The following is a 13,404-nucleotide window of genomic DNA, read 5'->3' on the forward strand; positions in this document are numbered from 1 at the left end:
ATTGGAAAGAGGACAACCAACTCTTTCATCAGCAGTTAAAGCTTGCGGACTTAGTTGGTTAAATATTTATCAATATACACTTTTTAGACTAATCTCTAATAATAGTATTGGGGATCTCAATATGCTCATCTTTGAAGTTAGAATCGCGGGAAGTTAGATAACTAACTCTAGGCTTGGGTAAGGAATTAGTTAACTCATTGTTTTTAAATGTATATTAAATTATTTCCTTATCTAACCAAGGAGTTTTGAGATGGCAAGGCGAGTTTACGCACCAATAGCTGGCTATTGGAAGTGAATTTAACGCAAGTCTAATGTTGATCACTCTGAGCATTACGAATTAAGGATGTTAGAAGGATTATGCCAGATTACAAAAAAGTGAGCATTTTAGTTATTGATGATGACCTCGTAAGCCGAGAGTTAATTGTCGAATGCTTAAAAATATATGAATTTGAGCAGATTGTCGCTGGAGACAGTGTTGCTATGGCGTATGATTGTCTGGCAAAAAATCGTTTTGATATTGTTCTGATGGATATTGGTCTACCCGATGGATCAGGGGTCGAAGTACTTACTTCTATACGAGCAAAACACTCTGCTATTTCACTGCCTGTTGTCATGATTAGCGGTGATGATGAGACTAACAATGTTGTGAAATGTTTAGAATTAGGAGCTAACGACTTTGTAGCTAAACCTATAAACATTCAGGTACTAATGGCTCGTATTGGTACCATTTTGACTATTAAGAGACTAAAGCAGGATGTTGATGTTGCAAATGAACGCTTCGCGCTTGCAGCAAAAGGAGCACATGATGCTCTGTGGGACTGGTTTATTACCACAGATGAGATTTACCTTTCCGCTAGATGGAAACAGATATTAGGGCTAGAAGAGGGCGAAGTAGAGCCAGATTTTTCCACATTTGTAACGCGCTTACATGACGATGACATGCTTGGTTTTAAACGAGCCTTGCGTGCACATTTGTCTGGAGTGACAGACTACTTTGAATATGAATGTCGAATGCAAAATAAAAGCGGCGCATTTAGGTGGTTGTTGATGCGCGGTTCCGCTTTACGTTTTGATAATGGTAAGCCCTACCGGATGGCCGGTTCAATAAGTGATATTACTGAACGCAAAGTACTGGATCCACTGACTCAAACTCTAAATACTTCGGCTTTTCTCGATAAGCTTGATATGTACATTCAAGCGCGGAAAAGTAAGCAGCTTACTAGCTTTGCTGTGGTGCTGATTTCTATCGATCGCTATAAATTGATCAGTGACAGTTATGGTCACCATTTTTGCGATCACATGGCCGTTGAAGTTACAAATAGAGTTACAAGTGTACTACAGCCTCAAAGCACTTTAGCCAGAGTAGCAAACGATAAACTAGCGTTTGTTATAGAAAATCCCGCTCCTATCAACGAGGTGTTGCTATGGCTGAATGAGGAAGTATTGGAAACGATGATGGTGCCCTTATTAGCAGGTGAAAAAAAGCTTCATATTAGCTTTTCTGCGTCGTTAGTTTTTGATACGCATTTATATCGATACTCACATGATATTTTGCGTGATGCTGAAATTGCATTAGCGGGTCTAATTCAACAAGATGGTGATAGAGTCCGAGTCTTCAAACCTACGCAACAGGTATCTTTAAAAGACAGAGTAGAGCTAGAGGAAGCGATTCATCATGCCATCGAGCACGATGAATTTGAGCTCTATTATCAGCCTAAAATTGATGCCCATGGAACAATTCAAGGAGCAGAAGCTCTAGTAAGGTGGAGAAATCAAAATAACCAATTTATTTCGCCCGCTGATTTTATTCCGATCGCTGAGCAGTCAGGCCTAATCATTGGTCTAGGTAAGTTACTTTTTCGGCAATTATGTTGTTTCTTGGCTAAATGTAATGACGCCGGCTTAACGATCCAAATTGCATTTAATCTCTCTGGGAAACAGTTTTTGGACCCGCGATTATGTGACTTTATGTTTAGTACTATGGATGAATGGAATATTTCGTCGCAGCACATTGAGTTAGAAATAACCGAATCAACAATACTACATGATGTTGAAAGTGCTGTACTCATTTTAAAAGAGTTTCAAGACCGAGGTATTACCATCTCGATAGATGACTTTGGCACCGGCTATTCTTCACTGGCGTATTTAAAAAGGCTACCTATTGAAAAGCTGAAGATCGACAAATCCTTCGTCGATGATTTACCACACAGTAAAGACGATGTGGCAATCGCCACCGCAATCATCAATATGGCGCATGCGTTGAATTTGAAGGTGGTTGCAGAAGGGGTCGAGAATAGCGATCAATTTACTTTTTTGACTCAGCTTGGTGTTGAGATGTATCAGGGCTTTTTGTTTTATAAGCCAATGCCTGAGGCTGCATTCCTATCCGTATTGGATGAACAAAGCAAAGGGAACATCAATGAAGCTGGCACATAAACTTACCGTTACATTTTCTTCAATTTTATTGATAGTGGTATTTTCTTCGATTTTTATCTATCAAAAAACGGTAGATGTAAAAACGATGCGAGAGTACCTTTCTGATCATGTGCTACCAATGGTCAGATCGTTAGGTGTAATAGAAACTGAATTACAAACTTCTCTCGCGTTGCTACGTGGTTATATGCTGTTGGGGAATATAGAGACTGAAAGCAAGTATTTTATCGCAAAAAGAGCGAAGTCTTGGCGGATTATTGATAGGCAAACGGCACGTTTATCTGAAATGAAGTTAAGTGGTCGTATAGCTATTTCACTCGACGAATTGAATGCACAGCTGAAGCAGTTTAGGGAGATCCAATACGAAATCGAGAATATCGCTTGGAGTCGTGAAAATACGCTCTCGAAAGACTTATTTACAAATAGTTTTAAACCCTCTTCTCAAAGCTTACAAGAAAGTCTGTCAACGTTAATTAACACGAATAAAGTGCCGCAACAGGCTTCTATTCAACTCGCTAACCTTCGCTATATTACGACGTTAATTGAAACTCAACTTGGCTATTATCTCTCTGGTGACTTTGATGGTGGTGAGTCAGAGCTTTACAGCAAGCTGAGTGAGTTTAGCAGTGTTATTGACAGTATAGATACTAGCTATCAATCAACGATGGGTAGTTCCGCATCGTGGTTGAATATTCTACGCCTCAAAGATATATATGTGGATAGTGCAAAAAACATAGTGGCGGAAAGAAATAAAAAAAACTGGAACAAAGCGCAATTTATTTTAACGAATCGTGCAATCCCTTTAGTAAATGATATTAATCTAACGGTCGATGAACTCGATCAGATGATGTCTATTCAAGAAGAAGAGCATGTGACAGCTTTATTTGATGCTGAAAATGCCATCCTCAATATTATTTGGGTAACCACCTTGGTTGCAATACTTCTGTCTCTTTTTGTTGCACTGGGGTTCTCACGTTTTCTCACCCGCTCTATTGGTGCAATTCAACATAAATCAGAAGAGCTTGCTCAGGGGTTCCTTGATGGTGAACGACTTACTCTATCAAGCAATGACGAATTACATGAATTGTCCACGGCCGTCAATACAGTATCTGATAATCTCAAAGCGATTTTAGCTAAAGCACAACTGATGGCTCAAGGAGAGCTGGATGTGGAGTTTTCGCAAAGAAGCGAGCGAGATTTAATCGCTCAAACGTTGTCGGATATGCGTTTGAGTTTTAAGCAAGTTGAGCAGCAGGCAAACCAGATAGCCAAGCATAATTATAATATTGATATACAGCAGCGAGGACCCAAAGATCGACTCTCATCGGCGTTGCGTGACATGCTTGAGTCATTGCAACGGAGCGAGATGGAGAATAGGGCCCAGAGCTGGATTAAAAATGGCCTAAATCAGCTAAATGTTGAGCTGCGTAGCATCGACAAAACAGCTCTGTTGGCTGAAGCTTCAATACATTATCTTGCGAGCTATACAAAAGCATGTGTTGGCGGCATATATCTCGTTGAACAGGATAAGTGCCAGTTGCAAGCTAGCTATGCTTTTGACAATAGGAAGCAGTCGACACATACATTTGAGGTTGGCGAAGGGTTAGTTGGGCAAGTCATGAAAGAAAAGAAAATAGTGACCTTTAGCCCTGTACCTGAAGGCTATATTGAGGTCAGTTCTGGCTTAGGTAAAGCTCAGCCAACGGAAATCATTTTTTTGCCATTGTTAATTGAAGAAGATCTAAAAGGTATTATTGAGATTGCATATAGCGAAAAGCAAGATGAGGTCATCCAAGAGTTTCTCGCTCAATCGAGTGAGTCTATTGCTGTTATGCTGAATATTTTGCAAGCGCGGCAAAAGGTGGATGAGCTACTCGAAAAAACGCAAAAGCAGAGCTGTTTATTGGAAGAGCAAACGCAAACACTCCAATCGACTCAAGAGGACTTAGAACGAAAGCAAGACAAATTAGAGCAAAGTAATGTTGATTTAGAGCAGAAAACCGTTGAATTAGAACAGAAAAAGGAAGAGTTAGAGCAGCGAAATCTCAAACTTAACACCTTGAAAGCTGAGCTCGAAGCAAGGGCCGATGAGCTTCAACTTGCGAGCAAATATAAAAGCGAGTTTCTGGCGAATATGTCGCATGAGTTACGTACACCACTTAACAGTTTGTTGTTATTGGCAAAAGGCCTTATGAACAATGAGAGTGGGCAGCTAACAGACGAAGATGTCGAATCTGCAACCATTATTCACCAAAGCGGTAATGACTTACTCAGTTTGATCAATGAAATCTTAGATTTATCAAAAATAGAAGCTGGTAAGTTGGAGATCATTAAAGAGGAATTTTCAGTTAACTTACTACTTGAAAACATGAAAAGAATGTTTACTCCAGTGGCAAATGGGAAAAACATTCACTTCGAAATTAATGATCAATGCCAAGGAGCGCTTATCAACTCTGATAGAAAGCGTGTAGAGCAAGTTTTGAAAAACTTGTTGAGCAATGCAATTAAGTTTACTAGTGAAGGAAAAGTCACTCTTAGTACCGAGCAAATAACCTTGGAGGATATGGGCGATGCGCTTGAGTTTACTGTAAGAGATACTGGTATAGGGATTAGCACGTCTAAATTGTCATTAATATTTGAGGCTTTTCAGCAAGAAGATGGCTCTACTAGTCGAAAGTTTGGTGGTACTGGTCTGGGGCTGACAATTTCAAGACAGTTGACCGAGTTGCTAGGGGGACTGATATCTGTTGACAGTGAAGTTGGTAAAGGTAGTACTTTCAAGCTGATATTACCATTTAATGGGAGCGCCAGTAATGTTGATATTCGTTCGTCAAAGCAAACGCATTCATCTGTGTCAGATAATCTAGAAGATATCTCCCGTAAGATAGGCGAAGAATCGACTTCAATGCTAGCTGGTGAGCAAGCTGGTTCTGTCCTAGAGAGTAATGAAGGAATGACTAAAACAGAGCAAGCTGTTGAAGCGCCCTCTAAAGCAGAGAAAGTAATACTCGTAATAGAGGATAATGTTCAGTTAGCGAAAATAATTGCACAGATGGTAGCTAAACAAGGCTTTAACTCAGCTCTAGCACACAGTGCGGCGGATGGCTTCAAGTTGGCTGTGTCTATGTTACCTGATGGTATTTTACTGGATGTTGGTCTGCCAGACGAAGATGGCGTTCGTCTGCTAGAAAGGTTAAAGCGTCACCCCGAAACGATGAGAATACCGGTTGAAATCATCACCGGGCTTGAAATAAATGTTGAAAATGTGCTTCAGCTTGGTGCTTTAGGGATAACGAATAAACCATTGAAAGACGACGATATTGAGCGGCTTGCTAATCAGATCTCTGTTGAAAATCAACAGCATGTTATGCAGCTTTTAATGATTGCGTCATTGGTTGAACTGAAACGGTTGCAAACGGTGTTTGAACAGCAAAACGTCGCACTTGAATCTTGTCATGATATTACCACTGCTTGTAAGCTATTCAAGGAGATTAAGCCCCATCTAATTTTAATCGACGTAACCAGTATTCGGTCTGAGCAACTGATGAAATTGTTCGATGCCATATTAGAATACGATATCCCACCGAAAGTTTTGTTATACAACGCGCAATCGCCTGAAGTCCTGAGCCAACAACTCAAGGCGTATCAGGGACATTTTGTGGTATCCGAAGATGCGCAAGAAGCCCATTTAATTCAATTAACAACATTATTTATGCATCGCCTAGAATCTGAGTTGCCGGAGATGCAAAGGGAGCTGCTGTATCAATATCAACATAATACTAATAGCTTAAAGGGTAAAAAAGTGTTGCTAGTTGATGACGATATGCGCAATACCTTTGCTTTAGCTAAGGTGTTAAACAAAGAGGGAATTGAAGTAAGCAAGGCATGTAATGGCGCAGAAGCGCTAGAGTTAATGACAGAGCAAGAGTTTGACTTGGTGATGATGGACATCATGATGCCCGTGATGGATGGTTATGAAGCTATTGCAAAGATACGGGAAAACGATAAATGGCAAACAGTACCTATAATAGCCGTTACTGCAAAAGCGATGGCAACTGAGCGAGTTAAATGTATCGATGTGGGTGCGAATGACTTTATCTCAAAGCCGGTTGATAGCAAACGCTTAATGTCAGTGTTACATGTTTGGTTGCGATAGAGAGTAAATAGCGTAATGCAAAGTGATGCGTTTTCAATAGGTCTTGTAGTACGAGCATTGGAATACAAGAATGGTTATGCACTTGAACGTTACTCCGATGACTTTTTACAACAGCGAATTATTAAAGCTGGAAACGAGTTAGGCGTGTCGCATATCACAGAGTTGATTCCAAAAATCTTATCTGGTGAAAAGGAGTGTAGTGATGTGCTCGCCGAAGTAACGATCAACGTTACTAGTATGTTTCGGGCACCGCATGTATTCAAATATCTTCGGGCTTTACTCTCTCAAAACTGGGATAGCAATAAACAATATAGGATTGCACATATTGGTTGTTCAACAGGTGAAGAGGTTCTTAGTGCAAATATTATGTTGCTTGAACTGGGTATGTTGGGGAACACACGCAGCTTTGCCTATGACATAAGTCCGAGGGCGATTAGTATCGCAAAGAAGTCGATATACAAAATTTCAGATTTTAAAGAATTTACGTGCAATTATTTTAGCGCTGGTGGAAAACAGGAATTTCGCAATTACTTTGAGTATCAATCTGGTGTGGTTCATTTTAATCCCGCCCTAACAGAACATACTATTTTTTCTGTTTGTGATGTGACGAAAGCCTTACCTGAGGGCGAGTTTGATTTAGTATTTTGCCGTAACATGCTTATTTATTACACTCAACACGCGCAGGATGAAGTGCTGTTAACAATCTCAAAAGCGATGAAAAAAGACGCATATTTGGTTGTCGGAGAGTCGGAGTCGTTACTTAATTCACGGCAATTTAAGGAGTTATCGAGTGGAAATTCGGTGTACAAACGAAATTGAGGATGTATGTCAAGTCATTGGTATTGGTGGCTCAGCCGGTGCGACGTCTGATTTTATTTCTATATGTCGCTTACTCAATGGAGAAATAATACCGCCGCTGGTTTTAGTACTACACTCTAGTGAAATAGGTGGGCTTGCGCTGCAGCAGACGTTATCTAACTTGATCCGTTACCCTGTCTCTATTGCAATAGATGGTGCGCCCTTAGAAAAGAACCACATATACATCGCCCCCTCACGCCTACATATCAGCATTTCAACGGATCACTGTATTCGATTAGATGTTGGTGAACTTATCCATGGCTGTTGCCCTGCCATTGACAATCTGTTTTTAAGTATTGCCAATGTTTACCAACATCGAGCAATTGGGATTTTACTCTCTGGTGCCAATGAAGATGGTGTACAGGGTATGTTAGGACTGAGTCAGGTCAACGCCTTAACAACTATACTTGCACCTGAACTTTGTGAGTTCCCGCAGATGGTAAGTGCGGCAAAAAGTACGACAAAAATCGATCTTGAACTTAGCCACTATTCGATAGCACAACTTATTGCAGGAGCAAGTCATGGATACTAATTTACCAAAAATACTTCTCGTTGATGATCGCAAAGAAAACATTATTGTGCTGCAAAAGTTATTGAAAAATGTGGCTGCAGAACGTATTGAAGCGGCTAGCGGTAATGAAGCATTGAAAAAGTTAGTAAAGCACCCTGATATCTTCTTAGTCTTGTTAGATGTAAACATGCCTGATATGTCTGGATTCGAAGTGGCCAGCTTAATGAGGGATGACCCAGCCTTAGTTGCCACACCGATCATCTTCATCACAGCAGGTGAGCAATCAAGAGAAGACCTAATTGAGGCATATCAACTTGGTGCAGTCGATTTCATTCACAAACCACTTAACGAAGATATTCTACTTGCTAAGGTGAATGTGTTTGTTGAGCTAAAGCGAAAGGAGATTGAGTTACAACACACAATGGCTCAATCAGAATATTGGCGCTGCTTCAATGAAACAGTATTGAATTCAGTGCCTAGCGCTATTTTTATCTCCAATGGTTTACCGGATTTGAAAGCGGTTAATAAGCCTGCTTTGGACTGTAGTCTAAAAAATGAGTTGAGCGACTATTTAGCTAGCCAAGATACATTAGTCAGTAAATTAAAAGAAAAGAACAATAATAGACTCGTTAAAACCTTATGGTGCCCTCAAGAAGGGACATCACTGCGTACTTTTACTATCACTTTAGAGCAGTTTCAACACAATGAACAACAACAAATTTTAGTGGTGCTAGACGATATCACCGAAGAAGAACGCGCGCGCCGCGCTGCTGAGGAAGCGGATCAGGCTAAGTCTACATTTCTTGCGAATATTAGCCATGAGATACGAACACCGCTGAATGGTATTTTAGGTATGACGAGCCTACTTGCAAGAGAGTCCCTTTCCAAAAAGCAAGCTGACTTTTTGCAAACGATCCACAATAGTGGTGAGCATTTGCTGTCTTTGATTAACGATGTTTTGGACTTTTCAAAAATTGAGTCAGGGAAGATGGAATTTGAGAATATTTCTTTTGATTTGAACGAACTAGTTGAAAATTGTGTCATGTTATATGCAAATAAAGCCCAAGAAAAAGGCCTTGAAATTGTCTATAACATTGAAGCTAATGCGCAAGTTACATGTATTGCTGACAAAACTCGCATTACTCAAATTCTCTGTAACTTGATTAGCAATGGAATTAAGTTTACCAAAGAGGGATATGTAAAAATACATGTCTCTAAAACAGGTGTTGAGCTACCTCATACCGTGCTCAGATTTTCGGTAAAAGATACTGGAATTGGTATTCCTAAAAGTGGCGAGCATAAATTGTTTGACGTTTTCACCCAAGTTGAAAGTGCCACCACAAGAAAATATGGAGGGACAGGACTGGGGCTGGCAATTTGCAAGAGTATCGTAGAAGCTTTAGGAGGAGAAATTGGATGGAACAGCCGCCAAGGCAAGGGGTCAGAGTTCTTTTTCACTCTACCCGTTAGAGTTAATCCAACAACAAGCAGTCCTTATACCCAAGGTGAACTCCCTGCTTTAAGAGGGAAAACCGTTGTAGCGGTAGATGATTTGTCAGTAAACCTTGAAGTGATTAAGCACAATCTTGAATTATGGGGAATGAAAGTTTCTACCTTTCAGGACCCTCGAGATATAGAAGCGATAGTGTCAGATGCGCAATCAGCAGATTTGGTGATTCTTGATTACCAAATGCCGGAAGTAAATGGTATTGAGCTTGCTGCGCAATTAAAAGAAAAGCTCATATATGGGCCACCAATAATGTTATTTTCGTCATCAACAACGCTACCTAATAACGCGCGAAACCTTTTTGAGCATATAGCATATAAGCCTTTTAGGTTATCGGCATTTTATGATGCCTTAATGAGCACATTGTTTGCAGGTTATCGCCATGAATCCAATAGTGAAAGCATCCAAGCGATTGAGCAGTTACCTTATTTAGCAGAAAATTATCCACTAAAGATCCTCGTAGCAGAAGACAATCTCGTTAATATTGAGCTTATGAAGCACTATCTTGGAGCATGTGGCTACAAAGCGGACTTTGCTGAAAATGGACAAATTGCTTTAGATAAGCTTTGCGAGAAGCAATATGATCTCATATTAATGGATATGAGAATGCCAGTACTTGATGGATTGCAAACTACGCGCGAAGTGTTCCGTATTTATGGCGATCAAGCTCCCCAAATAGTGGCTCTGACAGCCAATGCAACCGTTGCAGATAAAAAGCAATGCTTAGCAACAGGTATGGTTGATTTCTTGACTAAACCGGTTGTAGAAGCTGACTTGGTCTCTTGTCTGCAGAAGTGCTCGAAAAAACTACGGTCTGAACAAGTTAGCACACCACCAATTGAGAGTAGTGAGTGTGAAGCAACACCTAAGATGACTAGAGAACCAGACTCAGAGTTATTGGACATTGATAGACTAAACTCTTTACCTTTAGCACTTCTGTGTAACTTATCTAAAAGTTTTGAGCGCAGCATTGATGAAGAAATTTCTAATTTAAGGTCTTGTCTCACCTCTGGTGATGTCGGTGAGTTGGCTAAGCTTTTTCACAAAGTTAAGGGAGCTGCGATGAACCTTGGGTGCTCAAAGCTTGGTCAGCTTAGTTCTAAATTACAAAGAGAGTGTGAAAGCAACAAACAGCTACCAACTCCAGATGTAATCACTGATTTTGAGGCCTTATGTACAACTAGTTTAATTGAGCTGAAATGTTACCTTGAATACAAAGGAGCATAAATAAAAACGCGCTATTGCCGCCATTTTTAACAGAAAGCCTCCTGTAGTGGTGCGGAGGCTTTTTATTTGCGCTGCTAAGGCGTTAATGTTGTCTTAAACTCAGGCGCTTTGCGTGCATTAGTCAACTGCTCGAAAGCATAGGCAAGCTTGATTAATTTCGCTTCGCTATAAGCCTCAGCGAAGAAAGAAATACCCAGCGGTAGCTCATGATGAAAACCCATCGGTACGGTAATGCTTGGATATCCTGCAATCGCGGCGGGAGATGACGACGAGGCTGAGAAATTATCACCGTTAATGATATCGATACTCCAAGCTGGGGTATTCGTTGGTGCGATAAATGCGTCAAGGCGATGTTCTTGCATTATTTTATCAATGCCTTGTTGACGGGCAAATTCTTTAACCAAAGCTTGGGCTTCTTGATATCGGTGCTCAGTGATATCGCCTTTTTTTGCTGCTTCCTCTATCAAATATTGATCAAAGTACTTAATGGTGGAAGGGTGTTGCTGGTTGAATTGGATGAGCTGGTTTAAGTTTTTTACTTTTACCTGCTCTGGTGTCGTGGCAAGGTAAGCATTAAGATCATGCTTGAAGTCATAGAGCAAAATATCCAATTCGGCGGAGCCTAAAGCTTCCAGCTCAGGTAAGTCTAACCCTTCAATTATTTCTGCGCCATTTGCTTTCATGGTTGCAACGGCTTTTGCAAATACCGCTTGAACTGCAGGTGGAAACTGACCTAGATGACTGGTGATAGCAATTCGTTTGCCTTTGAAACTGGCGGCGTTTAAGTCTTGGGTAAAATCAATAGGCTGTTTTGCATTGGTAACGATAGCATTGAGCAATAAGGCGGCGCCCATCACCGATTTTGCCATAGGGCCAGCGCTATCTTGGCTATGACTGATAGGAACAATGCCTTCACCAGAAACCAAACCGACAGTCGGTTTAATACCTACAACACCATTATGTGCTGAAGGACAAACAATAGAGCCGTCAGTTTCCGTGCCTATGGCGAGCAGTGCAAGACCTGCGGAGACGGCAACGGCAGAGCCTGAACTTGAGCCACATGGTGTTCTATCTAACACATACGGGTTTTTGGTTTGACCACCGAGCGTGCTGTAGCCGCTTGAGCTGAAACTTGATTTAAAGTTTGCCCATTCACTTAAATTGGCTTTGCCAAGGATGATAGCGCCGGCTTGTTCTAACTGGATGATCAGTGGTGCAGCTTGGGTTTTGACGTTGTGTTGCAGTGCGAGCGCACCTGCAGTTGTTGCCATTGGCGCTCTGGTGTCGATATTATCTTTAACAATAACTGGCAGGCCATGAAGTGGCCCTCGATATTTTCCCGCGCGTAGTTCGGCATCAAGCTTTTTAGCGTCTAGTAAAGCGTTGGGATTGAGCGTGATCACGGCATTGAGCATAGGGCCACTGTCGTCAAGTTGTGCAATCCTTTTTAAATAAAACTCAGTGAGTTGCGTTGCTGATAAACTTCGATTTTGTATTTTGGTTTGTGCTTCGAGCGTGGTAAGGTCCGCAAGCGATTGACTATAAGCTGGCAATGCAAGCGCGAGACAAGTGGTTAAAGCGAGTAGGGACTTTTTCATGACGTATTTTACCAATCCGCAGTAGTATTGTTGTTATTTATTTGTCCTTTATTTAGTCACGAGCCCTGTAAAAGGTCAAGCGAGTAGCCTGAACAAAGCATGATTTAGGCGTCTTTAAAACTTGTATTTTTTCTGCTAGCCACACACACTTAACTTCACGAGATAACAAAAAATATAACCATGATAAAAGCACCAATAGATATAGATGTAGATATTCCGTGGCTTGACCAAAAGCTATTTTCATTAGGTAAATTTTCATTAGAGGTGGGAGAAGCACTCTCATTTATCGCGGTGATCGTTGCGACTTTGGTGATCTCCAAGATCCTACGACTAGCATTTAATCGTCTCGCGTCAAGACAAGGGGTGATCCAGCATACCTCAGCCTATGTGATAGGCAGGATCATTCACTACATCGTATTATTTATTGGTCTTATTATTGCGCTGACGGCCTTAGGAATAGAGATCACTGAGTTGGCGCTTGTTGCCAGTGCACTCGGCGTTGGGATTGGCTTGGGCCTACAAGGTCTAGTGAATAACTTTGTCTCTGGTCTGGTATTACTGCTAGAGAAAACCGTCAAAGTTGGGGACTTTGTTGAGCTGACCAACGGGGTGGTGGGAGAAGTCATCGCCATTCACATGCGCTCAACTTGGATCCGTACAAATGACAACGTCGACCTGCTTATTCCAAACTCGGAAATGGTGTCAAATACAATTACCAATTGGACAATGTCGGATAAATATCGTCGTTTCCGTATTCCTTTTTCGGTGGCCTACGGCAGCGACAAAGAGAAGGTGAAGCGTGCCGCATTGGAAGCGGCCAAAAATGTCCAATATACCTTGAATACGCCGGGGCGAGAAGCAACAGTATGGATGACAGGGTTTGGTGATAGTAGCTTGAATTTCACGCTTGGAGTTTGGGTGCAACCTGAGCAGGTAAAGCGACCAACAGCGCTGGTTTCTGATTACCTCTGGGCTATCGATGATGCCTTTCGAAAATATCAAATCGAGATCCCGTTTCCACAGCGCGATCTTCATTTACGCAGTGGCTTTTCTATGGAAAAGCCTGATGAAAACTAAGTGGAGAATAACGGCTAGGGGGCTAGCCGTTAGTGAG

Annotated in this window: 7 protein-coding genes; 6 read left to right on the top strand and 1 reads right to left on the bottom strand. The window is 41.3% G+C overall.

From position 1 onward, the window contains the following. Positions 1 to 357 precede the first annotated feature (357 nt). The 5 genes from BB427_RS00375 to BB427_RS00395 are packed head-to-tail and all read left to right on the top strand — an operon-like array spanning position 358 to position 10,692. Complete coding sequence (locus tag BB427_RS00375; protein ID WP_069018596.1) at positions 358 to 2,436, top strand: two-component system response regulator; 2,079 nt, start codon at positions 358 to 360, stop codon at positions 2,434 to 2,436. After that, on the top strand, positions 2,420 to 6,589 hold the full coding sequence (locus BB427_RS00380; RefSeq protein WP_069018597.1) for a response regulator: 4,170 nt from the start codon (positions 2,420 to 2,422) through the stop codon (positions 6,587 to 6,589). Before BB427_RS00375 ends, BB427_RS00380 begins: the two co-directional genes overlap by 17 nt. A gap of 15 nt (positions 6,590 to 6,604) precedes the next feature. Next, entirely contained in the window at positions 6,605 to 7,408 is an 804-nt protein-coding gene (locus BB427_RS00385; RefSeq protein WP_069018598.1) for a CheR family methyltransferase, read from the top strand. Continuing rightward, positions 7,380 to 7,979, top strand: a complete 600-nt coding sequence (locus BB427_RS00390) for a chemotaxis protein CheB (protein WP_045989860.1) — start codon at positions 7,380 to 7,382, stop codon at positions 7,977 to 7,979. The genes BB427_RS00385 and BB427_RS00390 overlap by 29 nt, the downstream gene beginning before the upstream one ends. Beyond that, positions 7,969 to 10,692 (top strand): response regulator, encoded by a 2,724-nt coding sequence (locus BB427_RS00395; protein ID WP_069018599.1) that lies wholly within the window; start codon positions 7,969 to 7,971, stop codon positions 10,690 to 10,692. Before BB427_RS00390 ends, BB427_RS00395 begins: the two co-directional genes overlap by 11 nt. A 74-nt stretch (positions 10,693 to 10,766) precedes the next feature. Here the strand turns inward: BB427_RS00395 and BB427_RS00400 are convergent, their stop codons facing one another. Next, the gene (locus tag BB427_RS00400; protein ID WP_069018600.1) at positions 10,767 to 12,290 is read right to left on the bottom strand and encodes an amidase; all 1,524 of its coding nucleotides are present in this window, start codon (positions 12,288 to 12,290) and stop codon (positions 10,767 to 10,769) included. 180 nt (positions 12,291 to 12,470) lie between these two features. Here BB427_RS00400 and BB427_RS00405 point away from each other — a divergent pair, with 180 nt between their 5' ends. Next, positions 12,471 to 13,367 (top strand): mechanosensitive ion channel family protein, encoded by an 897-nt coding sequence (locus BB427_RS00405; protein ID WP_069018601.1) that lies wholly within the window; start codon positions 12,471 to 12,473, stop codon positions 13,365 to 13,367. Positions 13,368 to 13,404 lie beyond the last annotated feature (37 nt).

The sequence above is a fragment of the Pseudoalteromonas sp. BMB genome (assembly GCF_001709235.1).
In the GTDB taxonomy this organism is placed as follows: Bacteria; Pseudomonadota; Gammaproteobacteria; order Enterobacterales; family Alteromonadaceae; genus Pseudoalteromonas; species Pseudoalteromonas maricaloris.

Excerpts from the sequence above, each read along its gene's own strand:
- BB427_RS00395 (WP_069018599.1), top strand. The coding sequence starts at position 7,969 with ATGGATACTAATTTACCAAAAATACTTCTCGTTGATGATCGCAAAGAA.
- BB427_RS00400 (WP_069018600.1), bottom strand. The coding sequence starts at position 12,290 with ATGAAAAAGTCCCTACTCGCTTTAACCACTTGTCTCGCGCTTGCATTG.
- BB427_RS00375 (WP_069018596.1), top strand. The coding sequence starts at position 358 with ATGCCAGATTACAAAAAAGTGAGCATTTTAGTTATTGATGATGACCTC.
- BB427_RS00385 (WP_069018598.1), top strand. The coding sequence starts at position 6,605 with ATGCAAAGTGATGCGTTTTCAATAGGTCTTGTAGTACGAGCATTGGAA.
- BB427_RS00405 (WP_069018601.1), top strand. The coding sequence starts at position 12,471 with ATGATAAAAGCACCAATAGATATAGATGTAGATATTCCGTGGCTTGAC.
- BB427_RS00380 (WP_069018597.1), top strand. The coding sequence starts at position 2,420 with ATGAAGCTGGCACATAAACTTACCGTTACATTTTCTTCAATTTTATTG.